We start from the raw sequence: 22,078 nt of genomic DNA, 5'->3' as shown, positions 1-22,078 counted from the left end.
GACGGTGACTTGGGCTGCTCAGGTCGCGCACGCACTAGGCCACCGGCGGCCGCAGGGCGTCCAGGAGCAGGTCCGCGTAGTGGTCGCCGATCTGCCGCGCCGTCAACGAGCCGCTCCGCCGGTACCACGACCCCAGGTGGTGCACGGACCCGAAGAAGAAGTCCACCACCACGTCGGCCGGCTTGTCCGTGCGGAACTCGCCCGAGCGCTGGCCCTCCTCGATCAGGCCGCGGAAGCGCTCGTGGTACTTGCGCCGCTCTGCGCGGACCGCCTTTTGCTTGTCCGGGGACAGCTGGTGCATCGACTGGAGGAAGATCGTGTTGTCGTCCAGGTTGTCGATGCTCGACACCACCACGTCGGACGCCGCCGCCGCGAGGCGCTCGCGCAACGGTGCGTCCGACGAGGCCACGCTCTCCAGCTGGCGCGTCTGCTCCCGGAGCACCCGTGCGTAGATCTCGTAGAGCAGGTCGTCCTTCGAGCCGAAGTAGTGGTACATCGCGCCCTTGGTGACGCCCGCCGCCTCGACGATCTCCTGGACCGAGGTGCGGTCGAAGCCCTTCTTCGCGAACAGCTTCGTCGCGTGCTCCAGCAGCCGCCGCGGGACGGCGGCCTGGTCGTCGCCGGTGGCCTCGCCCGGCTTGCGGGTGCTTGCTCGGGTCACCGCAGTACCCCCTCTCAGGACGCACCAGGATAACGCCACGACAGGAACCGCCGCGGGTTGTCCACCAGCATCGTCGTGATGTCCGCTTCGGACACCCCGCGTTCCCGCAGCGCCGGCAGCACGTCCCGGGTGATGTGCAGGTAGTGCCAGTTCGGCGCGATCGAGGGCAGCTGCGCCGACGGCAGCCAGTCGATGTAGCAGGACGCGTCGTGCGAAAGCACCATGCTGCCCGCGTAGCCGCGTTCGCACAGCGCCGCCACCGTGTCCACCCGCTCTTCGAACGGCAGCAGCAGGTCCAGGCCGAACCGGTCCATCCCCAGCAGCGAGCCGCGGTCGGCCAGCTCCGTGAGGTAGTCCAGGTCCGTCGAGTCGCCCGAGTGCCCGATGAGCACGCGGGTCAGGTCGACGCCTTCGGCCGCGAACACCTCCTGCTGCTCCAGCCCGCGCCGCGTGCCCGCGTGCGTGTGCGTCATGATCGGCGCGCCCGTCTCGACGTGCGCCTTCGCCACCGCCCGCAGCACGCGCTCGACGCCCGGCGTCACGCCCGGTTCGTCGGTCGCGCACTTGAGCAGGCCGGCCTTGACGCCGGTGCCCGCGATGCCCTCGCGCAGGTCCCCGACGAACATCCCGACCAGCGGGTCATCGCCCTGCAGCAGCGTGCCGGGCCCGCGGAAGTGCAGGTAGTGCGGCACGTCGTTGTAGGTGTAGAGCCCGGTCGCGACGACGATGTTGACGTCGACCTCGGCGGCCACCCGCTGCACGCGCGGGATGTAGCGGCCGAGGCCGATCACCGTCGGGTCGACGATCGTGTCGATCCCGGCTTCCTTCAGCTCCTTGAGCCGCCGGATCGCCTCCGGGACGTGCTCCTCTTCGCGGAACCCTTCGTGTTCGGGGTAGTTCTCGGCGAATTCGGGACTGAGCACGAAGAGGTGCTCGTGCATCAGCACCCGGCCCAGCGCTTCCGGCGCGATCGCGCCGCGGACCGTTTCGATCATCAGCCCCTCGCCCGCAGCTCGCGGCGCAGGATCTTGCCGCTGGTCGTCTTCGGCAGCTCGTCGAGGACTTCGATGGTGCGCGGGTACTTGTACGCCGCGAGCCGCTCCTTGCACCAGGCGACCAGTTCCGCGGGATCGGCGTTCGCGCCGGGCGCCGGGCTGACGTACGCCTTGACCGTCTCGCCGCGGTATTCGTCGGCGATCCCGACGACGGCCGCCTCGCGCACCGCCGGGTGCGTGTACAGGACGTCTTCGACCTCACGCGGCCAGACCTTGAAGCCGGACGCGTTGATCATGTCCTTCTTGCGGTCGACGACGTAGACCCAGCCGCGTTCGTCCATGAACCCGATGTCGCCGGTGAGCAGCCGCCCGCCGGGCAGGGCCTCGGCGGTGGCGTCCGGGCGGTTCCAGTAGCCCGACACGACCATCGGGCCCTCGACGGCGATCTCGCCGGGCCGGCCCGGTGGCAGCTCTTCGCCGTTCTCGCCGAGGATCCGGACGATCGTGTCCGGGACCGGCAGGCCGATCGAGATCGTGCCCGACTCCGGGTCGATCGGTGCCTCGAGGGTGCCGGGGACGACGACGCACCCGGCCGTGGTTTCGGTGAGGCCGTAGCCGTTGTGGATGTAGTGGCCGGTCTTCGCGCGGAACGCCTCGACGACGGCGGGCGGCAGCGCGGCCCCGCCGGAGTACAGCAGCGCGAACGAAGCGAAGTGCTCGCGGCTGAAGGACGGGTGGGCCATCAGCGCCATGTAGGCCGTCGACGGCCCGACCGTGTACGACGGCTTGTGCTCCAGGAACGCGTCGAGGACGACACCCGGCTCGAAGCGGTAGGCCAGGGCCAGCGTGCCTTCGATGTCGATCGCGGAGCCGAGTTCGCAGACCATGCCGGTGATGTGGAACAGCGGCGCGAGCCCGAACAGCGTCGAGCCCGCGGGCAGGCCGCTGAAGGAGCCGAGGCCCGCGGCGTTGATGCCGATGTTGCCGTGGGTGTTGGTGGCACCCTTCGGCGTGCCGCTGGTGCCGGAGGTGTAGCTGATCAGGGCGGTGTCGTCGAGCGCGAACGCGGGTTCCGGCGGCTTCGGGCCCGGGGTGGCCGCGGCTTCGAGCAGCTCGGTCGCGCCCGGCGTCGCTTCCCGCTCGACCTTGGCCAGGACGCGCTCGTCGTCGCGGGTCTGGAACTCGAGTTCGCTCGTGGTGAGCGCGAGGCCGACCCCGTTGGCGGCCGCCGTCTCGCCGATGTAGGCGTTCCAGCCGCGCTGCGAGCAGACGACCGCCTTCACGCCGGCGTCGGTGAACACGTGCGTGAGCTCGCGTTCGCGGTACATCGGGTTGACCGGCACCACGATCCCGCCGGCCTTCCACGCGCCCAGCAGCGCGATGACGAACTGCGGGATGTTCTGCAGCACGAGGGCCAGCCGGTCGCCGCGGGCGAAGCCGTGGGCCGTCAGGTACCGCGCGACACCGTCGGAGAGCTCGTCGACTTCGCGGTAGCTCAGCCGCGCGTCGAAATAGGCGATCGCCGCCCGGTCGGGGACGTGGTCCACGGCGCGGCGGAACGTCTCCGGCAACGTCGTCGGCGGCGCCGGCTCCGCCGCCCGCACGCGTTCGTCGTAGCTCGCCAGCCAGGGCTTCGCGTCGTACCAGCTCATCCCGTGACCTCCTTTGGACACCGACCGGTCGGTATGTGGACGCTAGGAGGCCGCGACGGTCCGCGTCAAGCCCGGCCGCGCACGCCGAAATGGCGCACGACAATTCCCGTGCGCCGCAACAACATAAAACAACGCGGCCAGATGCCGCCGTCACAGGGGTACACGTGCCCCGGTTCGAAATGGTTCAGATCTTCTTTTCCGACCGGATCACACTGGACAAACCCCTGGCCCAGAGGTCACCATGGCGTCGGCGACCAGATCGGTCCGCCCCATCCGAATACTCCGCCGTATCCCCCGAACACGGCGGAGAACCCATATGTTCACGCTAACTCACGTACGAAAACGGAGTCATTCATGCCTGCTTCCGGTGGACGACACCGCCTCTCCAAGCGGACGAAGATCGCGACCGGGGTCTTCGCCCTCGCGATCGCGGGCGGCGCGCTGGCGGTCGCCACGACCTTCGGTGACCCCGGCGCCGCCAACGCCGCCTCCGGCGGTCAGGCGGCGGTCGGCCAGATCAGCTGTCCCGACGTGGCGAGCAAACTCCCCGCCATCCCCGCCCAGGCCCAAGCCGAGGTGCAACGCAACCTCGACCTGCTGAACACCCAGATCGCCGAAGCCAACAACCGCCTCCAGACGACCGTCGGCCAGGGCGGACCCAACTTCGTCCAGAATGCGATCCTCGGCCCGCTGGCGGATAAGCGGAAGTCGACGATCGACCGCATCGCCATCTCGATCGGGCGCCGCGCCGAGAAGCCGCAGGGCCTCGACAGCCTGGCGACGTGCTCGGTGGGCGGCCAGGCCGGCGCTCCGGCACCGGCCCAGGGCACCGGCAACGGCGGCCAGAACCAGAACAACGGCGACAAGGGCCAGAACGGGAACCAGGGCAACAGCGGCAACACCGGCGTCGGGCAGATCTCCTGCCCGGACGTGGCGAGCAAGCTCCCGGCCATCCCCGCCCAGGCCCAGGCCGAGGTCCAGCGGAACCTCGACCTGCTCAACACCCAGATCGCCGAAGCCAACAACCGCCTCCAGACGACCGTCGGCCAGGGCGGGCCCAACTTCGTGCAGAACGCGATCCTCGGCCCGCTCGAGGACAAGCGCGTCGCGACGATCAACCGGATCGCCACCGCGATCGGCCGCAACGCCGCGAAGCCGCAGGGCCTCGACGCCCTCGCGCCCTGTAGCGGGTGACCACCGGGGTCCGGCGGGGGGTGCGCCCCGCCGGACCCGCGGCCGTCAACGCGCCAGCAGGGAGCTGATCCGCAGGAATCCCCGTGCGGTCAGCGTGACACGCACCTCCGTCGTACCGACCGGGTCGAAGGCGAACGTCGTCGGGTCGTTCGCCCCGCTCCCCCACGTGATCCGCAGGTTCCGCACCGGCTCGAAACCCCGGGCCGTGCGGTAGGCGACTTCGGCGGCGACCGGGAGCGTCAGCGTCCCGTCCACGACGAAGTTCGCCGTGACGGCGGTGATCCGCTGGACCGACGGCCACGACAGGGAAACCCAGTCCCGCGCGCGCGGCCTGCTCACCGCGTTCAGCGTCGCCGTCGCCGGCTTGACATAGAAGTTCGACCAGCCGGTGGCCGGGTTGCCGTCCAGCATCGCCGACGGCAGCGTGTCCGGGGCGCCGGAGTAGCTCGCGTCCGCGGCCAGGACGGCCGGGACCACGGCCGCCTCGGTCATCCGCGCGCCCGGGCCGTTGCGCTGCCCGAGGTCCGTGCCCGGCAGGGTGAGCTTCGCCGGGGCCAGGCCCGGCGAACTCGCCGTCACGGTGATCGGGCCACGGCCGCCGGTCGCCGCGACGACGACGACGGCCAGGCCGTGGAACGCCGGGATGGCCGGCTGCTGGTAGCCCTGGGCGAGTTCCTGCCGCCCGTTGTCCACCCCGGCGATCCGCCCGGGCCCGCGGACGCCGAACCGCAGCACCGGTTCGGCGCCGGGCACGACGACCCCGCCGGCGTCCACGACGGACGCCGTCACGAACGTCATCGCCCCGGGAACCACGCCCCCGCCGGGATGGTCGGCGGCCAGGGTGATCGCGCGCGGCGGCCCGGCCGTGACGAGCCGGTCGCGGGCCACCTCGCGGCCGCCGGACCGGGCGATCGCGGTCAGGGTGCCGGGCTCGAACGGCACGGTCCAGCTCAGGTGCAGCTTGCCGGTGCTGCCGTTCGGGCTGACGTAGCTGCCGGACGGATCGTTCTTGTCGTCACCGGTGGGTTCGGCCGTCTCCAGGTACGGCCGTCCGTCCACAGTGGTCTTACGGTCGAACTTCTTGACGCCCAGCGACTTCCCGTTGAGCACCAGCTCGACGGTGTCCACAGTGGAGTACACCCACACCGCGACGGGCTCGCCGGGGCGGTGGTTCGTCCAGTCCATCGGGGTCAGGTGCACCATCGGGGCGGTGGTCCACTGGCTGCGGAACAGGTGGAAGGCGTCCTTCGGCAGGCCGGCGCTGTCGACCGCGCCGAAGAAGGACGTCTTGACCGGGAAGACGTCGTACGGCGTCGGCTCGCCGAGGTAGTCCTGCCCGGCCCAGAGGAACTGGCCCTGGCAGAACTTCCGGTCGCGGTCCTTCTTCAGCGAGTACTCGCCGCTGAACGTCCACGACGCCAGGTTGTTGTCGTAGGACGAGGTCGCCCGCTTGCCCGGCGTGTGGTTCTCGCCGGTGTTGAGCAGGTCGGGGTCCTGGTAAACCCCGCGCGTCGAGGTCTCCGACGACGATTCCGACTCGAAGAAGAACTTGCCCGGGTACTGCTTGTGCAGCCCGTCGATCGACTGGGCGGTGTTGTAGTTGACGCCGAGGCCGTCGAGCTGCTTGAGGATCAGGTCCTGCGGCGAGCCGGGCGCGGGCACGCCGCGGTAGCGGTCCGAGCCCATCACGACCGGCCGGGTACTGTCGATCGCCCGGACCGCGGCGATCAGCCCCGCCGCGATCTCCGGGCCACCCGCCATCGACGCGTCCGGCACCTCGTTGCCGATCGACCACAGCACGACCGCGGGCGAGTTCTTGGCCGCGTGCACCATTTCGGCGATGTCGCGGCCGCTCCACTCGTCGAAGTCGCGGTGGTAGTCGTACTCGAGCTTGCCGGTCCGCCAGCAGTCGAACGCCTCGACCATCATGACGATGCCGAGCCGTTCGCAGACCGTCACCAGCTGCGGATCGGGCGGGTTGTGCGCGGTCCGCAGCGCGTTGACGCCCATCGCGAGCATCAGCCGCATCTGGTGCTCCAGCGCGGCCGGGTCGATCACCGCGCCGAGCGCACCCTGGCTCGCGTGCAGGTTGACCCCGCGCAGCTTCATCGGCACGCCGTTGAGCGAAAAGCCGTTGTCCGGGTGGAATTCGGTGAAGCGGAAGCCGAAGTCCGTGGTGGTCGTGTCGAGCACGCGCCCGGCCACCACGACGTCGGTGCGCAGCCGGTACAGCCGGGGTGCGCCGACCGACCACAGCTGGGGCCGCTCCACCTGCAGCCCGGACACCGCGGTCGCCGTCCGTCCGGCCGGCACCGCCACGCCGGCCGAGCCGTTCGCCACCACCCGGCCCGCCGGGTCGGTGACCGTCGTGCGCACCTGCGCCGTCACCGCGGCACCGGAGTCGTTCGCGACGTCCGTGGCCACCCGCACGGTGCCCCGGCCGGCGGCGATGTCCGGGGTGGTGACGAACGTGCCGTGCCGGGCCACGTGCACCGGCTCGGTGACGACCAGGCGGACGCGGCGGTAGATGCCGCTGCCGGAGTACCAGCGGCTGCTGGGCAGCGGGTTCGTCGCGCGCACGGCGAGGACGTTCGGCCGCCCGCCGGTGTGCAGCCGCCCGGTGAGGTCGAAGGCGAACCCGGTGTAGGCGTACGGGTGGTTGCCGAGCAGTTCGCCGTTCAAGTACACGTGGGCGTCCGAATAGACGCCGTCGAATTCCACCGAAACGCGCTTGCCGTCGACCGAGGGCGGCAGCGTGAACGTCTTGCGGTACCAGCCGAGCCCGCCGCGGAAGAAACCGGAGCCGCTGCTGGTGCCGCCCTTCTCGGTCGGCGGGAGCTCGATGCTCCAGTCGTGCGGGAGGTCGACGACCTGCCACGCCGAGTCGTCGAAGGCGGGATCCGGGGCGTGGGCGAAGCGGCCGCCGGGGTCCGTGACGCCGTCGGGGTTCGCGAGGACGAACCGCCAGCCGGTGGTGAAATCGCTTTCCCGGGCCGGTCCCGGCGGCGCGACGGCGTCGGCGGCCCGGGCGATCGGCGCGACGGCCGAGACGGTGATGGCGGCACCGACCCCGCCGAGGACGACCCGCCTGCGGAGACCGCTCGGTTCTGCTTCCGGCATCGGGTGAGCCCCTTCCAGCGCGGCGATGTGCGGGCGGAAAGCACTATGGCACAAAGTTTTCCTGACAATCAAAGGGTTCGATGATTTCGAACTCCGCGCTCGACTTTCCGGGAAGCGACCGCTTAGTATGGCGACTGACGCGAGGAGGCGGCGATGTCCACTGTGGATGGTGTGCGGTACGAGGCGGACGGTGCGGTCGCGACGTGCACGTTCGACAAACCGGATCGCAGCAACGCGATGGACGTGCCGATGCAGGCTCGCTACGGCGCCGTGCTGCGGCAGGCCGACGCCGATCCGGAGATCCGCGCGGTCGTCGTCACGGGCGCGGGCCGGGCCTTCTGTCCCGGCGCCGACCTGGGCCTGCTCGACACCCTCGCCGGGGGGCAGCCGGTCCGGGACGACGAAACCGAGAACTTCCGGGACGTGCTCGTGGCGACCTCGGTGGGGGTGCCGGTGGTCGCCGCGGTCAACGGCGGCTGCGCCGGGCTGGGGTTCGTCATCGCCTGCTCGGCCGACGTCCGCTTCGCCGCCGCGGGCGCCAAGTTCACCACCGCGTTCGCCCGCCGCGGGCTGATCGCCGAGTACGGCATCGCGAAGCTGCTGCCGGAGCTCGTCGGCCAAGGCCGGGCGCGCGACCTGCTGCTGTCCGGCCGCACGTTCACCGCGGAGCAGGCCCAGGACTACGGCCTGGTCCAGGAGGTCGTCCCGGCCGAAGAGCTGCTGCTGCGCGCGCACGCCTACGCCACGGAGCTGGCGACCTACAGCGCGCCGCGGTCGATGGCGGTGATGAAGGAGCAGTTCGCGCGCGAGGCCCTGCTGCCGCTGCCGGAGGCGGCCCGCGAGGCGACGGCGTTGATGCTGGACTCCTTCGGCCGCCCGGAGCTGGCCGAGGGCCTGGCGAGCTGGAACGAACGCCGCCCGCCGCGGTTCCCGGCCGGCCGATGAGTTCCGGCGGCGTCCGCCGTCAGTACCTGCGTCCGGCATCCTCACGGAGGTAGGTCCCATGGCGAAACTGCTCTACGCGTTCAGCTGCTCGGTCGACGGCTTCATCGCCGGCCCGGGCGGTGACATGTCCTGGCTGACCCCGTACCTGGGCCCGGATCCGCTGGTCGACGACCTGATCCCGCGGATCGGCGCGCTGTTGGTGGGCCGCCGGACGTTCGGCGGCGACGACCCCCACCGGGGCGGCGAAGGCGAGGGCAAGGCGTTCGGCGGCGGCTGGGACGGACCGCAGTTCGTGCTCACCCACCACGCCCCGGCTCCGGTGCCGGGCGTGACGTTCGTCGGCGACCTGGCCGAAGCCGTCGCCGCGGCGAAGGCGGCGGCGGGTGAGAAGTACGTCAACGTCCTCGGCGCCGACGTCGCCCGGCAGTGCCTGGAAGCCGGTTTCCTCGACGAGATCCTGGCGTTACCGGTGCCGGTGCTGCTCGGCTCCGGGGTCCGGATGTTCGACCGGCCGGGCCCGGCCGTCAAGCTCGAACCGCTCGCGCCGCACTGGTACCGCGTGCTCGGGTGAGCCCGCCGCACCCCGCCGCCGTCGCGGGCGGCGGGGTGCGGCGCGGACGTCACTGCTGCCCGAGCGCCTCTTCGACCTTGCGCTGTAGCTTGTTCATCCCGCCCAGCCACCGGTCGGTCTCCGTGGCGCGCGCGGCGTAGTAGCCCGCGACCTCCGGGTGCGGCAGCACCAGGAACCGCTTCTCGTCGATCGCCGCGAACAGCGCGTCGGCCACCTGCTCCGGCTCGATCGCCGAGGCGCCCATCAGCAGCTGGCCCGCGGTGCCGGTGCTCTCCAGCATCGCCGTGCGCACGCCCTGCGGGCAGATGGCCTGCACGGTGATCCCGCGGTGGCGGTAGGTCGCCGACAGCCACTCGGCGAACGCCAGCGCGCCGTGCTTGGTCACCGAGTACGGCGCCGATCCCAGGCTGGTCAGCAGGCCGGCGGCCGAAACCGTCGCGATGAAGTGGCCCTGCCCCCGCTCGAGCCACGCGGGCAGCAGCAGGTTGGCCGCGCGGACGTGCGCCATGACGTTGACGTCCCAGGTGCGCGCCCACACCTCTTCGGGGCTTTCCGCACCGCCGAAGGGCGCGATGCCCGCGTTGGCGCAGAAGACGTCGATCTCCCCCAGCGTCGCGCGGGCGCTGTCGATCAGCTTCGCGACGCCTTCCGGGCTCGCGACGTCGCCCGCGAACGCCGTCCCGCCGACTTCGGCGGCCACTTCGGCGGCCTTGTCGCCGTCGAGGTCGGCCACCACGACCCGGGCACCGCCGGCGGCGAACCGGCGGGCCAGCGCGGCGCCGATGCCGCCTCCGCCGCCGGTGACGACGACGCCGCTCACAGGCCACCGCCGAGGGTCACGCCGCCGTCGAGGACCACGGTCTGCCCGGTGATCCAGCCCGCGTCGTCGGACAGCAGGAAGGCGACCGCGCCGGCGATGTCGGCGGGCACGCCGAGCCGCTTCATCGGGTACGCCGCGGCGACCTCCTCCTCGCGGCCCTCGTACAGCGCCGTCGCGAACTTCGTCTTGACCACAGCCGGGGCGACGGCGTTGACGCGGATCTTCGGCCCCAGTTCGGCGCCGAGCTCCACGGTCAGCCGGATCAGCGCGGCCTTGCTGACGCCGTACATGCCGATGCCCGGCGAAGCGCCGAGGCCGGCGACGGACGCGACGTTGACGACGGCTCCGCCGTGCTCGCCCATCCACGCGTCGCGGGCGCGCTTGGTCCAGCCCAGCGGCGCGAGCACGTTGACGCCGAGGATCTTCGCCGCGGCGGCGGGGTCGATGTCCAGCGTCGGGCCGTAGACCGGGTTGATGCCGGTGTTGTTGACCAGGTAGTCCAGCCGTCCGAAGGTCTCGATCGTCTTGGCGACCGTCTCGTCCTGGTGGTCGGTGTCGTCGGCCTTGCCGGCCACGAACATGGCGACGTCCGGGCCGCCGAGCGAGCCGACGGCCTCCTCCAGGGCCTCCGGCTTGCGCGCGGTGAGGCACACCTTGGCCCCCCGCTCGACGAGCGTCTTCGCGATCCCGAGGCCGATGCCCCGGCTGGCCCCGGTGACGATCGCGACGCGATCCTTGAACGAGTTCACGGGTCTCCTTCGGCTGTGGTGCCCGGCACATACCAAGCAGTCGGTCAGGGGCCATTATGCGCGATACGCCGAGGGTCTCAAGGCGGACACACGTCACACCCGCCGCCGCGATGCGGTCCGGAACGTGACCTTTTCCCGATACCTTCCCCGGACCACGACACCGAGGGGGCCCCGTGCGCAGGACCGGCTTGTCGATCGCCACGGCCGCGCTGCTGCTGGCCGCCTGCGACCCCGGCCCCGGCGGCACGCCGCCGGCGGCCCCCGCCACGCTCACCGCTCCGGTCACCGACGTCGGGCAGCTCGTCGCGGCCGCGCGCGCCGGCATCGCCGAGGCGCCGTCCGCCGCCTTCACCACGACCGCCACACTCGGGCCGGACACGAAGACCGCTCCCGGCTCGCTGAGCTTCGACGGCAGCACGAGCAGCCTCACGATGGTGGTCGACGGCAGCGAGGTCCGCGTGATCGGCAAGAAGACCTTCACCCACGCGCCGGCCGGGATACCCGGGAAGGAGTGGGTCGGCACCGATCCCGACAGCGGCGACCCGATCGCCCGGGCGGCCGGCGCGGCGGTCCCGGTGCTGGTGAAGCTGCCCGACCTCGGCCGGGCCCTGATCGAGATCGAGCGAACCGGCCGGATCACCGCGGCGGAGCAGGTCCGGCTCGGCGATCTGCCGGTCAACCACTACGTCTTGGAGCTCGACGCCGCGAAGGCGCCGGAGCTGTTCCCCGAGTTCGCGGAGCCACCCGTGAACGGCAAACCCGCCAAGGCGGTCACCGCCAAGCTGCCCGCCGAGCTGTGGCTCGACGCGGCGCGGCGGCCCGTGCGGTTCGCCGTCGACCTGTCCGCCGGGTTGCCGCAGGCAGTGCCCACCCGGGGCACGACCGACTACCGCGACTGGGGCACGCCCGTCGACATCCGGCCGCCGGCCGCCGACCAGGTCGTCGACCTCGGCGAACTGATGAAGAAACTGGGCACCTGAGCCGGCTTCACCGCACGCGGAGCACGAGCTTCCCGGTCGTCGACCCCGATTCGATCCGGCGGTGCGCGGTCACCGCCTCCGCCAGCGGCAGCGGTTCGACGTCGACGCGCAGGGTGCCGTCCGCGACGGCCGCGACGGCACGCCGCAGGGCCCGGCCCACAGTTTCCGGGGCGACGTCGGACAACGCGGCGAGGTTGAAGCCGGCCACGGTCTTGTTCGTGAACCACAGTTCGTTGGCGGAGATGCCGGCGTCTTCGGCACCCGAGGCGTTCCCCATCACCACCAGGCGGCCCATCGGGGCCAGCCGGTCCAGGCTCGCGCGGCGCGCCGGGCCGCCGACCATGTCCACCACGACGTCGAACTCGCCGGTGCCGCCGACGTCGTCGCGCAGGACGACCTCGTCGTAGCCATACGCCCGCGCCGCGGCGATCTTCGCTTCGCTGCCGACGGTGCCGACCACCCGGCCGGCCCCGAGCAGGCGGGCGACCTGCCCGAGCTGGCTGCCGACCCCGCCCGCGGCGGCGTGCACCAGCACGCGCTCGCCGCGCTTCAGCCCGGCCACGAGCTCCAGCACGAGGAAGGCGGTGGTGCTGTTGGACGGCACCGCGGCCGCCACCGCCGGATCGGTCCCGCCCAGCGGGGCGACGAGCTCGGCGGCGGTGGTGACGACTTCGGCGTAGCCGCCGCTCGCCACGATCGTCAGCGCGGCGACCGGCTCCCCCACCGCCAGGCCCGTGACGCCTTCGCCGAGCGCGCGGATCCGCCCGGAGACCTCGATGCCCGGCACGAACGGGAGCGGGACGTCCACGACGCCCTGCCGGTAGAGGATCTCGGCGAAGTTGGCCCCGGCGTAGGCGACGTCGATCGAGACCTCGCCCGGCCCGGGCTCCGGGACCGCCACGGACGCGAGCCGCAGGACCTCGGCCGGGCCGAAGCCGGGGATGGTGACCGCCTTCATGCTGTTCGTCATGCCTCGATCCTGCGGCGGCCGCGGGAGCCGGGGCAGGCCCGGCCGAACCTGGGTCTGCCAGGACCAGGTTCAGCGCGGCACCAGCGACGTCACAGCGTCGACGACCGCGGGGCCGTCGAGGAGCACGGGGTCGTTGTGGCCGGCGCCGGGGACCTCCACCAGCCGCGCCGAGGCCGCGGCCGCCACCTCGCGGCTCTGGGCCGGCGGGACGATCGAGTCCCGGCCGCCGAGGACCACGACCGCCGGGACGTGCAGGCGCGCGGCCTCTTCCCGGACGGGGAACCGGTCGCGCAGCAGCAGGCGCACCGGCAGGTACGGGTAGATTTCCGCGGCCACCGAAGCGAGGTCGGCGAACGGGGACCGCAGGAGGAGCCCGGCCGGCGGGTGTTCGAGGGCCAGCTCCGTCACGACGGCGCAGCCGAGGCTCTCGCCGAAGTAGAGGAGACGCCCGGGCGGGACACGCCGGTCTTCGGTCAGGAAGCGGTGGGCCGCGCGGACGTCCAGGGCGAGGCCGGCTTCGCTCGGGTCACCCGGATTTCCGCCGTAACCGCGGTAGTCCAGGAGCAGCACGGCCAGCCCGGCCTCGGCGAGCTTCGCGGCCAGCGGAGCACGCCCGGCGCGGTTGCCGCCGTTGCCGCCGGCGACGAGCACCGTCGCCGCCGGCTCCCGGCCCGGCGGGCGGAGGTACCAGGCACCCAGCTCCAGCCCGTCGGCGGTGCGCAGGCGGACGTCCTCGGCACCGGGCAGCACACTCGCGGCGGCGGGCACCGGCGCGGCGTCCGGGACGTAGATCAGCCGCCGCTGGAAGGCCCACAGTGCGACGAGCCCCAGCAGCACCACCACGACGGCCACCAGCACGACCCTGAGCACCACACCTCCCGCCCGCGGGAAACAACCGCGCCGCGGCCGCGTTGTACCCGGTGATGACTGCACCCCTCAGATTCTGCGTCCTCGGCGACTCCCTGGCGGCGGGCGTCGGCAGCACCCGCGAGGACGACACCCTCGGCCGCCGGCTCACCCGGCGGCTGCGCGACGCGGGCCACGCCGTCCACCTGCGGAACCTCGGCGTGCCCGGAGCCCGCTCGGCGGACCTGGAGCGCCAGGTCGGCGTCGCCCTCGCCGAGGGCGTGGACCTGGCGCTGATCGTGATCGGCGCGAACGACCTCGCCGGCTTCGTGGCCCCCGCGGTCGGCGCCGGCCAGCTGCACGACGCCGTGGCCCGCCTGGTCCGCGCCGGCGCCCGCGTGATCGTGGTGCCGGCGCCCGACCTCGGGATCGTGGACCGGGTGCCCGGACCGTACCGCCGGCTGGTCTCCGCGGCCAGCGGCCACTACGCGCAGGCCCAGGCCGAAGCGGCCATCCGAGCCGGTGGCGCCGTGGCCACCGCGGGCCCCGAACTGGCCGCCCGCTTCGCGGCCGAACCCGCCCTGTTCTCCGCCGACCGCTTCCACCCGTCGTCCGCCGGGTACGCCGTGATCGCCGAAGGCCTGGCGCCGCACGTACTGGCGGCGGCCGCGCAGCTGGCCGCCTGAGGCTCAGCGGCGGGCGGACAGCTCCGCCGGGTGCAGTTCGTACAGCGCGTACGCTTTCCGGATCACCGGCTGCGCCACGTTCCGCACCCGCACCCCGCCCGGGGTGACGCCCTGCTCGCACCCGAAGTGCGCGTGGCCGTGCAACGCCAGGTCCGCGCCCACCTCGTCGATCGGCTCGCAGAGCAGGTACGACCCGAGGAAGGGGTGGATCTCCGGCGGCTCGCCGTGCAGGGTGCCGGGGATCGGCGCGTAGTGCGTCAACGCCACGACGACGTCCGTGTCCAGGCTCTGCAGCGCTTTGCGCAACGAATCCGCCGACGCCATCGTGTGCTCGACGAAGTCCTTCATCTCGCGCTCGCCGAACCGGCTGGCGCACTTGCCGGCGAACCCGCCGCCGAAGCCCTTGACGCCCGCGACGCCCAGGGAGCCGTCCGGCAGGTCGAACCGGACCGCCTCGCCCTCGAGGACCGCGACCCCCGTCTCGCGCAGGAGGTTCGAGATCGGCTCGGCGGCGTCGCTGTGGTGGTCGTGGTTGCCGAGCACCGCGGCGACCGGTACGCCGAGCCCGGCGATCTCCTCGGCCACCACGCGGGCTTCTTCGAGCGTGCCGTGCCGGGTGAGGTCCCCGGCCAGCAGCAGGACGTCGGCCGTGCCCGCGAGGTGTTCCAGAGCCGGCCGGAGCAGGCCGCGGGAGTCCTCGCCCAGGTGGATGTCCCCGACCGCGGCGATCCTCATCGGCCGATCTCCTCCGCGCTCGCCGGCTCGCGGACGTCCGCCACCCGGATGTCGTTGTGCACCAGTTCCCCGGTCAGGTACTCGGCGACGACGGCGTCCACCTCCGTCCTGCGGGCCGGGCAGGTGACCTCGCCGGTCAGGTGGACGTGCTCGCCCCGCACGGTCACGTGCACGCCGAGCTCGGCGGTGCGGGGGTCTTCGGCGAGGGCCCGGCTGAGCCGGGCGACGAGGTACTGCGGTGGTTCGGGCACGAGGGCCTCCTTCGGGTCGATCACGGCCAGGTCGCCGAGCAGCGCCAGGAACGCCCGGGCGTAGGGGGACGCCGACACTTGCACGGCGACGTCGGTCCAGTCGACCTGTTCGCGCAGGTCACGGGCGATCTGCAGCAACGGCGCGAAGTCGCACCGGTGCGCGCTCAGCACGAGCAGCTTGTCCACCAGCAGGTCGGTGCCGGAGACGACCGGCGCCGCGGTGGACCCGATCCGCATCAGTGCGGCGCGGTCGAGCAGCTCGTCGGTCACCTGCCGGTGGTTGGGGCCGTGGATGAGGTCGATCAGGATTTCGCCGTCGTAGACCTTCGTCAGCCAGTCCTCCGGCGGGTGCACGCGGCGCAGCCCGGCGGCGGTGAGCACCTCCGCCGCCCGGTCCGCGTCACCGGGCTTGAGGAACAAGTCGACGTCGTGGTCCGACGGCGGGCCGCCCCGGGCGTACACGGCCAGGCCGCCGGCGACGGCGAACCGGATGCCCGTGCCGTCGAGCGCGGTCACGACGCGGGTCAGGCTCTGCAGCAGCGCCTCCGCTTCCATGCCCGGGGACTACCCGCGGGCGCACCGGACCTAACCGCCGTTCACGCGGCGCGCTCCCGGATCCACGCGCGGGCGCCGTCGACCGTGGGGTGCAGCGCCAGGGCCCGGTCCAGCCGGATGATCTGCAGGGACCGCAGCACCGGGCGCCCGTCGGCGACCACCGCGAACGGCAGCCGCGCGGCCTCGGCCGCCGTGACGAGCTCGGCGATGACCTGCAGGCCGGCCGAGCCGCAGAAGGTGATCCCGCCCAGGTCGACGATGAGCGCCCCGGGTTCGCCGGCCAGCGCCGCCCGTGCTCCCGCGCGCAGCACCGCCGCGGTGCCGAGGTCCAGGTTGCCGTCGGCCGAGACGACGGCGGCTTCGGGCACCGTGCGGATGCGCACCGTCAGCAAGGGCGCCGGCTCGTCGGGCATGGTGCCCTCCTTCCGTCGATGCCCGCACCCTAGAACGACTGCATCGTTTTGTCATCGATTTGCCGGGTAACCGGGAAAGGACGATCCCGCCCCCGAGGAAAGGACAGGCCGCGATGAGCACCGTCACCGAATCCGTCGACGTCGAGACCGACGTCACCACCGCCTACAACCAGTGGACGCAGTTCGAGTCGTTCCCCCGGTTCATGGAGGGTGTCGACGAGATCCGGCAGCTCGACGACACCCACACCCACTGGAAGATCAGCGTCGGCGGGCAGACCCGGGAGTTCGACGCCACGATCACCGAGCAGCACCCCGACGAGCGCGTCGCCTGGAAGTCGGACTCCGGCCCGACGCACGCGGGTGTCGTCACCTTCCACCGCCTGGACGACCGGCACACCCGGGTCACCGCGCAGCTCGACATCGACCCGGAGGGCTTCGTCGAGAACGTCGCCGACAAGCTGGGCATCCTCGATCGCCGCGTCAAGGGTGACCTCGGCCGGTTCAAGACGTTCATCGAGGACCGCGGCGGCGCCGAGACCGGCGCCTGGCGCGGCGACGTCCAGCGGCCCGGGAACTGACCCGGCGAACCGCGACCGCCCCCGCCGTCACCTGAACGGCGGGGGCGGTGCCGTTGCTCCGCCTTCTCCGGCGCCTGCCTGCCGTGAGCTATTTTCGTTTCCCTGCAACGCATCCCCGCCCCGGCCGGGGTCACGCCGCCGGCCTGTGTGGACAGTGAGCGGCACACGCTCCCCCTCGAAGCCCTGCGCATGGCACTGGCGACGCCGTGTCCCTGTCGACCATGACTGCCCGACCCCGCACCGGCCGCCCGGTTTATCCCCGGAGCGCCCGGGTAGCCAGCCGCCTTAGCAGGCCGGTGGTAGCCACCGGCACCCACGAAGGCGCGGAAGTGCTACTCCCGCAGGAGGTCGAGATGACGCAGGGACCCGGCGGTCAGTCACCGCCGCAGCAGGCCGGCGGATCGCCGTCGATGCCGGACACCGCCAAGGAAGAAGCCCGCGAAGTGGCCGCCACGGCCGCCGACCGGGGCGGGCAGGTCGCGCAAACGGCCGCGGGCCAGGCGAAGCACGTCGCCGAGCACGCCCAGCAGGAAGCGCGCGATCTGCTCCGCGAAGGCCGGGAACAGCTGCAGGCGCAGGCCAGGGACGGCCAGCGGAAGGCCGCCGACAGCCTCCACCAGCTGGCCGGTCAGCTGGAGCGGATGGCGGAGCAGACCGACTCCCCCGGCGTCGCCGCGGACCTCGCGCGCCAGGCGTCGGACCGGACGCGCTCGGTCGCCGACTGGCTCGAGCACCGCGAACCCGGTGACCTCCTGGACGAGGTGCGGCGCTTCGCCCGCCGTCGTCCCGGCACGTTCCTGCTCGGCGCGGCCGTGGCCGGCGCCCTCGTCGGGCGGCTCACCCGCGGCGTCGTCGCGCAGCAGAAGGAGGAAAACTCCCCGGACGACCGGGCGGGCGCACCGCAGCCGCACGCGGGCCCGGCCGCGACGCCGCCGATCCCGCAACCGGCTGAACCGGGCTACCCCCAGCCGGGCGACGCGGGTCTCCCGCAGCCCGCCGGCTACCACGCCGGGACCGGGTACGCCGCCCCGGGCGGGTACAACGCACCCCAGCCGGGGGGCGGGCTTCCGCAGCCGAGCCGTCCGGGCGCGGCGCCCGCCGGGTACAACGCGCCGCAGCCCCCGGACGGCCCGCAGCCGGGCCTGCCGCAGCCGGACCCCCGCTTCTCCGCGCCGGGCCAGGTGCCGTGATGACCCAGGGCCCCGCCGAACCCGTCGACGTCGCCGGCACCTCGGTCGGCGAGCTGATGTCCAACGTCATGAAGGACCTCTCCACCCTGGTGCGGCAGGAGGTGGAGCTGGCGAAGGCCGAAGTGAAGGCCGAGGCGGGCAAGGCCGCCAGGGGCGCGGGCATGCTCGGCGGCGCGGGCTTCGCCGGCTACATGGTCCTGCTGTTCCTCTCCATCGCCCTGTGGCAGGGCCTGGCGAACGTGATGGACGCGGGCTGGGCGGCGCTGATCGTCGCGGTGGTGTGGGCGATCGCCGGCGGCGTCCTCTACGCGACCGGGCGGCGCGAGGTCCGCCGGATCAACCCGAAACCCGAACGCACCGTCGAGACCCTCCAGCAGGTCCCGGACGCACTGAAAGGCGAACGACCATGACGGAACCGGAGCGGATCCGCCGCGAAATCGAAGGCACGCAACGCAGTCTGAGCACGGACGTCAACGCCCTCACCGAAAAGGTGACCCCGGGCCGCATCGTGGAACGCCGCGTCGGCCGGATGCGCGCGGCGGTCGGCAACGCCCGCGACCGCGTGATGGGCACGGCGGCCGACCAGGCGTCGACGGCGGGCGACAAGGTGGGTTCGGTCGCCTCGGCCGCCGGGGACAAGGTGAGTGCCGCGGCGGACGCCGTCGGCGACGCCCCGGCGTCGATCCGCCGCGGCACGCAGGGCAACCCGCTCGCCGCCGGCCTGATCGCCTTCGGCGCCGGCTGGCTGGTGTCGTCCCTGCTGCCCGCGAGCGAGCCGGAGCGCCGGCTGGCGAGCCAGGCCACCGACCTGGCCCGCGAGCACGTGGCCCCGGTCGCCCAGCACGCGGCCGCGGAACTCAAGGAGAACCTGAGCGAGCCGGTCCAGCAGGCGGCGGAGTCGGTGAAGGCCGAAGCGGCCGACGCGGCGTCGACGGTCAAGGACGAAGCCCGGTCGGCGACCGGCGACGTCACCGACCGCGCCCAGGAGGCACGGGAAAACGTGCGGTCCCAGAGCTGAGGACGTACTTCCGGGGCGCGGCCGGTCCGGCCGCGCCCCGACCCGTCTCGCCGGCGTCGGGGCCACGCATCCTCCGGTGAGGATTTTTCCGGATACACCCGGGCGGAGCAGCCGGCCGGGTCCGTGTTCACCGGGCGTCCCGCAGCCCGGGACCGATCGGGCGGCCCGGCACCCGCGGCCGTCCGCCGTTCAGTGACCGTTCAGTCCACCTCCGTGCCGGAAACCGCTGCGTCGCAAGGGTTTCCGGAGATCGCTCGGTGGCCGTGGGCGCGCACCGCCGCGTATGGTCGTCCGGCACGACCTTGGGAGCGCTCCCGTATCCGGCCTCGACGAAGGAGGACAGCGTGGTTCCCCGCCCCCGCAAGACTTTGCTCTCCCTGGTGGTGACGGCGGTGACCGCCGTGCTGCTGGGCGGCGTGCTCACCGGCGTCGCCGACGCGCACGGTTCGGCCACCGACCCGCCCTCGCGCAACTACGGCTGCTGGAACCGCTGGGGCAGCGACTTCCAGAACCCCACGATGGCGACGAAGGACCCGATGTGCTGGCAGGCCTGGCAGGCCGACCCGAACGCGATGTGGAACTGGAACGGGCTCTACCGCGAAGGCGTCAAGGGCAACCACCAGGGCGCGATCCCCGACGGAACGCTGTGCAGCGGCGGCCGCACGCAGGCGCCCCGGTACAACGCCCTCGACACGGTCGGCGCGTGGCAGATGGCGAACAAGGACAACCGGTTCACCCTCACCGTCACCGACCAGGCCCACCACGGCGCGGACTACCTGCTGGTGTACATCACCAAACAGGGCTTCGACCCGGCGACGCAGCCGATGGGCTGGGGCAACCTCGAACTGGTCGCCCAGACGGGCCGCTACGCGCCGGCGGGGCAGTACCAGGTCGCGGTGAACGCGGGCACCCGGACCGGGCGGCACGTCGTCTACACCATCTGGCAGGCGAGTCACCTCGACCAGTCGTACTACTTCTGCAGCGACGTGAACTTCTCCGGCCACTGACCGGTCGTACGCTGCGGGGATGAAGCTCACCCTGCCCGGCGGCCCGGCGTGCGGGCACGCCACCGAGGTCGCGGCGGCCTACTCGGCACCGTCGCTGTTCAACCATTCGCTGCGGGTGTACGCCTGGGCGGCCGCGCTCGGCGAGGTGCACGAGGTCGGCTTCGACGCCGAACTGCTGTACGTCGCGGCCATGCTCCACGACGTCGGGCTGGCGGCGGAGTTCGACAGCCACACGAAGCCGTTCGAGGTGGCCGGCGGCCACGTGGCGTGGGTGTTCGCCGCCGGCGCGGGCTGGCCGCCCGAGCGGCGGGCGCGCCTGGCGGAGGTGATCGTCCGGCACATGTGGGCGGAGGTCGACCCGGCGGCGGACCCGGAGGGATTCCTGCTGTCGAGAGCGGCGGCGGCCGACATCGCCGGGCGCGACGTGGCGGCCCTGCCCGAGAGCTTCCGCGCGGAGGTGCTCGAGCGCTACCCGCGGCTGGACCTGGTGGAGGAGTTCCTCCGCTGCTTCGGCGACCAGGCGGCCCGCAAGCCGGAGAGCGCGGCCGCGGCGGCGATGCGCAACGATCTTGCGACGCGCATGGCGGCCAATCCCCTCGAGCGGAGCTGATTCGCCGGCGCCGCGGGCAGGGCGGTGCCCGCACCCGTGATCACTCGGGTGCGGGCACCGGGCTCCGGCCTAGTGGACCTTGTTCTAGTGGGCCTTGTTCTGGCCGCGGCCGGCCGGGGCGCGGCCGTTCGTGGCGTCGGCCTTGGCCGCCTGCGTCGCCTTTTCGCCGGAGGCCGGCGGCTTCGGGGTCACCGGCTTCTCCCCCGGCTTCGGCGCGAGCGCCTCGGCCGTTTCCGGCTTGGCCGCCGGCTTCTCGACCGGCGAGACCGCCGGCTTCTCGGCCGACGAGGCAGCCGGCTTCTCGGCCGGCGAGGGCGCCGCGTTCTCCGTCGGCTGGGTGGCCGGCTTCGGCGTGGTGTCGTGCTCCGCCAGCGGGTTCGGCCGGCGGACCTTGGCCACCGCCACGACCGCCGCCGCCAGCGCGCCCAGCGCCAGCAGCCATGGCCAGCGCGTGCGCTTGGTGCGCTCGCCGCGGGCCACGCTCTTGGCTTCCTGCAGCGCCACCGCCAAGTCGCGCTTCGCCGCCGCCACCGTCTTGCGGCGGCGCCGGCCGGACTCACCCGCCGAGCCCACCACGGTCGCGACCGCCTGCGCCGCCTTGCGGCCCGGATCACGCATCTTGGCCGCCCGGGCCAGCACCTCGTCGCGCGCGGCGCCGGAGTGGGCCAGCACGTCCCGGCGGGACGACCGGGTGCTCTTGTCGAGGTCCTTGGTCGCCGCGCGGCCGACCTTCGCGAGTTCGTCCTTGCCCTCGGCCAGCTTCCGGTCGGTGATTTCGACCGCCCGCGCGGCCGCGGCCGCCCCCACCCGCGCGGCCTCCGCGGCGAGATCCCGTACGCCGGCCGCCGCCGTCTTCACCGATCGCCCGACCGGGGCGTCGCCCTGGCTCATGTGATCACCTCTCACTCGTCGCAGCAGGCATGGCCTGCTCAGCTCACACCTCTGGGCTACCCAGTGAAGGGCCGTCCGGAACCTCGGCCACCCATCGGCGTCACGAACCGCTGCCCCGGCGCCGCCGGTAATCCGCGGACTTGGCCTTCGTCCCGCAGGCAGTCATGTCGCACCACCGGCGGCGGCCGGCGTGGGAGGCGTCGAGGAACAGCCGGCTGCAGTCCGGGTGGGCGCACTCGCGGATCCGGTCGGCGTGCGGGCCGGCGAGCAGGTCGATGGCGTCGCGGGCGACGGTGGCGAGCGCCTGCCGGAGGTCGCCGCGGTACTCGACCGCCGTCCCCGTCCAGTGCGGCACCAGCGGCGGCCGCGCGGCGAACGCGTTCAGCTCGGCGCGGTCGGTGTCACGGCCGGTCCGCCGGCACAGCCGGTCGATGGTTTCGCGAAGGACGACGGTCCGGCGCAGCCCGTCCTCGTCGACGGCGATGTCCGGGCCGTAGCCGGCCTCCGCCAGCCAGCGCGTGACGTCGGCGGGGGCTTTCAGCAGTTCACGGGGGTGCTCGCGGTGCCGGACCTGCAGCGTGGTCGTGAGGTCCAGGCAGGGACGGCCGCCGAGGAAGGAGAACACGTCACCATATTGACCG

24 protein-coding genes are annotated in these 22,078 nt (G+C 72.9%); 11 read left to right on the top strand and 13 right to left on the bottom strand.

What is annotated here, in order from left to right; translation table 11 throughout:
* Positions 1–34: 34 nt before the first annotated feature.
* Genes AB0M93_RS19025 through AB0M93_RS19015 form a run of 3 tightly spaced genes read right to left on the bottom strand, consistent with a single transcriptional unit; the run spans position 35 to position 3,308 of the window.
* Positions 35–661: a TetR/AcrR family transcriptional regulator gene (locus AB0M93_RS19025; protein ID WP_364275123.1), complete on the bottom strand. Its 627-nt coding sequence runs from the start codon at positions 659–661 to the stop codon at positions 35–37.
* A gap of 14 nt (positions 662–675) precedes the next feature.
* Positions 676–1,656, bottom strand: a complete 981-nt coding sequence (locus AB0M93_RS19020; protein WP_364275121.1) for a phosphotriesterase-related protein — start codon at positions 1,654–1,656, stop codon at positions 676–678.
* The gene (locus AB0M93_RS19015) at positions 1,656–3,308 is read right to left on the bottom strand and encodes an AMP-binding protein (protein ID WP_364275119.1); all 1,653 of its coding nucleotides are present in this window, start codon (positions 3,306–3,308) and stop codon (positions 1,656–1,658) included. The genes AB0M93_RS19020 and AB0M93_RS19015 overlap by 1 nt, the downstream gene beginning before the upstream one ends.
* A gap of 354 nt (positions 3,309–3,662) precedes the next feature.
* On the opposite strand from AB0M93_RS19015, the gene AB0M93_RS19010 reads away from it, so the two are divergent.
* On the top strand, positions 3,663–4,502 hold the full coding sequence (locus AB0M93_RS19010; protein ID WP_364275117.1) for a hypothetical protein: 840 nt from the start codon (positions 3,663–3,665) through the stop codon (positions 4,500–4,502).
* Positions 4,503–4,547: 45 nt separating this feature from the next.
* On the opposite strand, the gene AB0M93_RS19005 is transcribed toward AB0M93_RS19010, so the two are convergent.
* Positions 4,548–7,622: a glycoside hydrolase family 2 TIM barrel-domain containing protein gene (locus tag AB0M93_RS19005; protein WP_364275115.1), complete on the bottom strand. Its 3,075-nt coding sequence runs from the start codon at positions 7,620–7,622 to the stop codon at positions 4,548–4,550.
* Positions 7,623–7,775: 153 nt separating this feature from the next.
* On the opposite strand from AB0M93_RS19005, the gene AB0M93_RS19000 reads away from it, so the two are divergent.
* Together AB0M93_RS19000 and AB0M93_RS18995 are read left to right on the top strand one after the other, a co-directional pair.
* Entirely contained in the window at positions 7,776–8,567 is a 792-nt protein-coding gene (locus tag AB0M93_RS19000) for an enoyl-CoA hydratase-related protein (protein WP_364275113.1), read from the top strand.
* 58 nt (positions 8,568–8,625) lie between these two features.
* Positions 8,626–9,138, top strand: a complete 513-nt coding sequence (locus AB0M93_RS18995; RefSeq protein ID WP_364275111.1) for a dihydrofolate reductase family protein — start codon at positions 8,626–8,628, stop codon at positions 9,136–9,138.
* Between the two features lie 49 nt (positions 9,139–9,187).
* On the opposite strand, the gene AB0M93_RS18990 is transcribed toward AB0M93_RS18995, so the two are convergent.
* Both AB0M93_RS18990 and AB0M93_RS18985 read right to left on the bottom strand, forming a co-directional pair.
* Positions 9,188–9,958, bottom strand: coding sequence for an SDR family oxidoreductase (locus AB0M93_RS18990; protein ID WP_364275109.1), 771 nt, complete (start codon positions 9,956–9,958; stop codon positions 9,188–9,190).
* Entirely contained in the window at positions 9,955–10,707 is a 753-nt protein-coding gene (locus AB0M93_RS18985) for an SDR family oxidoreductase (RefSeq protein WP_364275107.1), read from the bottom strand. The genes AB0M93_RS18990 and AB0M93_RS18985 overlap by 4 nt, the downstream gene beginning before the upstream one ends.
* Before the next feature lie 173 nt (positions 10,708–10,880).
* Here AB0M93_RS18985 and AB0M93_RS18980 point away from each other — a divergent pair, with 173 nt between their 5' ends.
* On the top strand, positions 10,881–11,687 hold the full coding sequence (locus AB0M93_RS18980) for a hypothetical protein (protein ID WP_364275105.1): 807 nt from the start codon (positions 10,881–10,883) through the stop codon (positions 11,685–11,687).
* 7 nt (positions 11,688–11,694) lie between these two features.
* On the opposite strand, the gene AB0M93_RS18975 is transcribed toward AB0M93_RS18980, so the two are convergent.
* Positions 11,695–12,657 (bottom strand): zinc-binding dehydrogenase, encoded by a 963-nt coding sequence (locus AB0M93_RS18975; protein ID WP_364275103.1) that lies wholly within the window; start codon positions 12,655–12,657, stop codon positions 11,695–11,697.
* Between the two features lie 69 nt (positions 12,658–12,726).
* Positions 12,727–13,527: an alpha/beta fold hydrolase gene (locus AB0M93_RS18970; protein ID WP_364275101.1), complete on the bottom strand. Its 801-nt coding sequence runs from the start codon at positions 13,525–13,527 to the stop codon at positions 12,727–12,729.
* 53 nt (positions 13,528–13,580) lie between these two features.
* Here AB0M93_RS18970 and AB0M93_RS18965 point away from each other — a divergent pair, with 53 nt between their 5' ends.
* Positions 13,581–14,189, top strand: a complete 609-nt coding sequence (locus tag AB0M93_RS18965; RefSeq protein ID WP_364275099.1) for an SGNH/GDSL hydrolase family protein — start codon at positions 13,581–13,583, stop codon at positions 14,187–14,189.
* Positions 14,190–14,192: 3 nt separating this feature from the next.
* On the opposite strand, the gene AB0M93_RS18960 is transcribed toward AB0M93_RS18965, so the two are convergent.
* The 3 genes from AB0M93_RS18960 to AB0M93_RS18950 are packed head-to-tail and all read right to left on the bottom strand — an operon-like array spanning position 14,193 to position 16,143.
* On the bottom strand, positions 14,193–14,924 hold the full coding sequence (locus AB0M93_RS18960; protein WP_364275097.1) for a metallophosphoesterase: 732 nt from the start codon (positions 14,922–14,924) through the stop codon (positions 14,193–14,195).
* A complete protein-coding gene (locus AB0M93_RS18955; RefSeq protein ID WP_364275095.1) occupies positions 14,921–15,730 on the bottom strand; it encodes a nucleotidyltransferase in 810 nt (269 codons plus the stop codon). Before AB0M93_RS18955 ends, AB0M93_RS18960 begins: the two co-directional genes overlap by 4 nt.
* Positions 15,731–15,771: 41 nt before the next feature.
* Positions 15,772–16,143 carry an STAS domain-containing protein gene (locus AB0M93_RS18950; protein ID WP_364275093.1) on the bottom strand — a complete coding sequence of 124 codons (372 nt, stop codon included), beginning with the start codon at positions 16,141–16,143 and terminating at the stop codon, positions 15,772–15,774.
* Between the two features lie 113 nt (positions 16,144–16,256).
* Between AB0M93_RS18950 and AB0M93_RS18945 the strand changes: the two genes are divergently transcribed.
* The 6 genes from AB0M93_RS18945 to AB0M93_RS18920 all read left to right on the top strand — a co-directional run bounded on the left by AB0M93_RS18945 (position 16,257) and on the right by AB0M93_RS18920 (position 20,546).
* Positions 16,257–16,721 carry an SRPBCC family protein gene (locus tag AB0M93_RS18945; RefSeq protein WP_364275091.1) on the top strand — a complete coding sequence of 155 codons (465 nt, stop codon included), beginning with the start codon at positions 16,257–16,259 and terminating at the stop codon, positions 16,719–16,721.
* Positions 16,722–17,074: 353 nt separating this feature from the next.
* A complete protein-coding gene (locus tag AB0M93_RS18940) occupies positions 17,075–17,911 on the top strand; it encodes a hypothetical protein (protein ID WP_364275089.1) in 837 nt (278 codons plus the stop codon).
* Positions 17,911–18,321 carry a phage holin family protein gene (locus AB0M93_RS18935; protein ID WP_364275087.1) on the top strand — a complete coding sequence of 137 codons (411 nt, stop codon included), beginning with the start codon at positions 17,911–17,913 and terminating at the stop codon, positions 18,319–18,321. The genes AB0M93_RS18940 and AB0M93_RS18935 overlap by 1 nt, the downstream gene beginning before the upstream one ends.
* A complete protein-coding gene (locus tag AB0M93_RS18930; RefSeq protein ID WP_364275085.1) occupies positions 18,318–18,929 on the top strand; it encodes a DUF3618 domain-containing protein in 612 nt (203 codons plus the stop codon). The genes AB0M93_RS18935 and AB0M93_RS18930 overlap by 4 nt, the downstream gene beginning before the upstream one ends.
* 344 nt (positions 18,930–19,273) lie before the next feature.
* Positions 19,274–19,936, top strand: coding sequence for a lytic polysaccharide monooxygenase (locus tag AB0M93_RS18925; RefSeq protein WP_364275083.1), 663 nt, complete (start codon positions 19,274–19,276; stop codon positions 19,934–19,936).
* 19 nt (positions 19,937–19,955) lie between these two features.
* The gene (locus AB0M93_RS18920; RefSeq protein ID WP_364275081.1) at positions 19,956–20,546 is read left to right on the top strand and encodes an HD domain-containing protein; all 591 of its coding nucleotides are present in this window, start codon (positions 19,956–19,958) and stop codon (positions 20,544–20,546) included.
* Between the two features lie 84 nt (positions 20,547–20,630).
* Here AB0M93_RS18920 and AB0M93_RS18915 read toward each other — a convergent pair whose 3' ends face one another.
* Both AB0M93_RS18915 and AB0M93_RS18910 read right to left on the bottom strand, forming a co-directional pair.
* A complete protein-coding gene (locus tag AB0M93_RS18915; protein WP_364275079.1) occupies positions 20,631–21,437 on the bottom strand; it encodes a hypothetical protein in 807 nt (268 codons plus the stop codon).
* A 100-nt stretch (positions 21,438–21,537) separates the two neighbouring features.
* On the bottom strand, positions 21,538–22,062 hold the full coding sequence (locus AB0M93_RS18910) for an ABATE domain-containing protein (RefSeq protein ID WP_364275077.1): 525 nt from the start codon (positions 22,060–22,062) through the stop codon (positions 21,538–21,540).
* Positions 22,063–22,078: the final 16 nt, after the last annotated feature.

This window comes from Amycolatopsis sp. NPDC051102, assembly GCF_040682815.1.
Classification (GTDB): Bacteria; Actinomycetota; Actinomycetes; order Mycobacteriales; family Pseudonocardiaceae; genus Amycolatopsis.
This window is presented reverse-complemented; position numbering and strand designations above follow the sequence as displayed.

Coding starts and splice junctions, on each gene's coding strand:
- AB0M93_RS19020 (WP_364275121.1), bottom strand. CDS start 1,656: ATGATCGAAACGGTCCGCGGCGCGATCGCGCCGGAAGCGCTGGGCCGG.
- AB0M93_RS19015 (WP_364275119.1), bottom strand. CDS start 3,308: ATGAGCTGGTACGACGCGAAGCCCTGGCTGGCGAGCTACGACGAACGC.
- AB0M93_RS19010 (WP_364275117.1), top strand. CDS start 3,663: ATGCCTGCTTCCGGTGGACGACACCGCCTCTCCAAGCGGACGAAGATC.
- AB0M93_RS19005 (WP_364275115.1), bottom strand. CDS start 7,622: ATGCCGGAAGCAGAACCGAGCGGTCTCCGCAGGCGGGTCGTCCTCGGC.
- AB0M93_RS19000 (WP_364275113.1), top strand. CDS start 7,776: ATGTCCACTGTGGATGGTGTGCGGTACGAGGCGGACGGTGCGGTCGCG.
- AB0M93_RS18995 (WP_364275111.1), top strand. CDS start 8,626: ATGGCGAAACTGCTCTACGCGTTCAGCTGCTCGGTCGACGGCTTCATC.
- AB0M93_RS18975 (WP_364275103.1), bottom strand. CDS start 12,657: ATGACGAACAGCATGAAGGCGGTCACCATCCCCGGCTTCGGCCCGGCC.
- AB0M93_RS18965 (WP_364275099.1), top strand. CDS start 13,581: ATGACTGCACCCCTCAGATTCTGCGTCCTCGGCGACTCCCTGGCGGCG.
- AB0M93_RS18960 (WP_364275097.1), bottom strand. CDS start 14,924: ATGAGGATCGCCGCGGTCGGGGACATCCACCTGGGCGAGGACTCCCGC.
- AB0M93_RS18955 (WP_364275095.1), bottom strand. CDS start 15,730: ATGGAAGCGGAGGCGCTGCTGCAGAGCCTGACCCGCGTCGTGACCGCG.
- AB0M93_RS18950 (WP_364275093.1), bottom strand. CDS start 16,143: ATGCCCGACGAGCCGGCGCCCTTGCTGACGGTGCGCATCCGCACGGTG.
- AB0M93_RS18945 (WP_364275091.1), top strand. CDS start 16,257: ATGAGCACCGTCACCGAATCCGTCGACGTCGAGACCGACGTCACCACC.
- AB0M93_RS18940 (WP_364275089.1), top strand. CDS start 17,075: ATGACGCAGGGACCCGGCGGTCAGTCACCGCCGCAGCAGGCCGGCGGA.
- AB0M93_RS18935 (WP_364275087.1), top strand. CDS start 17,911: ATGACCCAGGGCCCCGCCGAACCCGTCGACGTCGCCGGCACCTCGGTC.
- AB0M93_RS18930 (WP_364275085.1), top strand. CDS start 18,318: ATGACGGAACCGGAGCGGATCCGCCGCGAAATCGAAGGCACGCAACGC.
- AB0M93_RS18920 (WP_364275081.1), top strand. CDS start 19,956: ATGAAGCTCACCCTGCCCGGCGGCCCGGCGTGCGGGCACGCCACCGAG.
- AB0M93_RS18915 (WP_364275079.1), bottom strand. CDS start 21,437: ATGAGCCAGGGCGACGCCCCGGTCGGGCGATCGGTGAAGACGGCGGCG.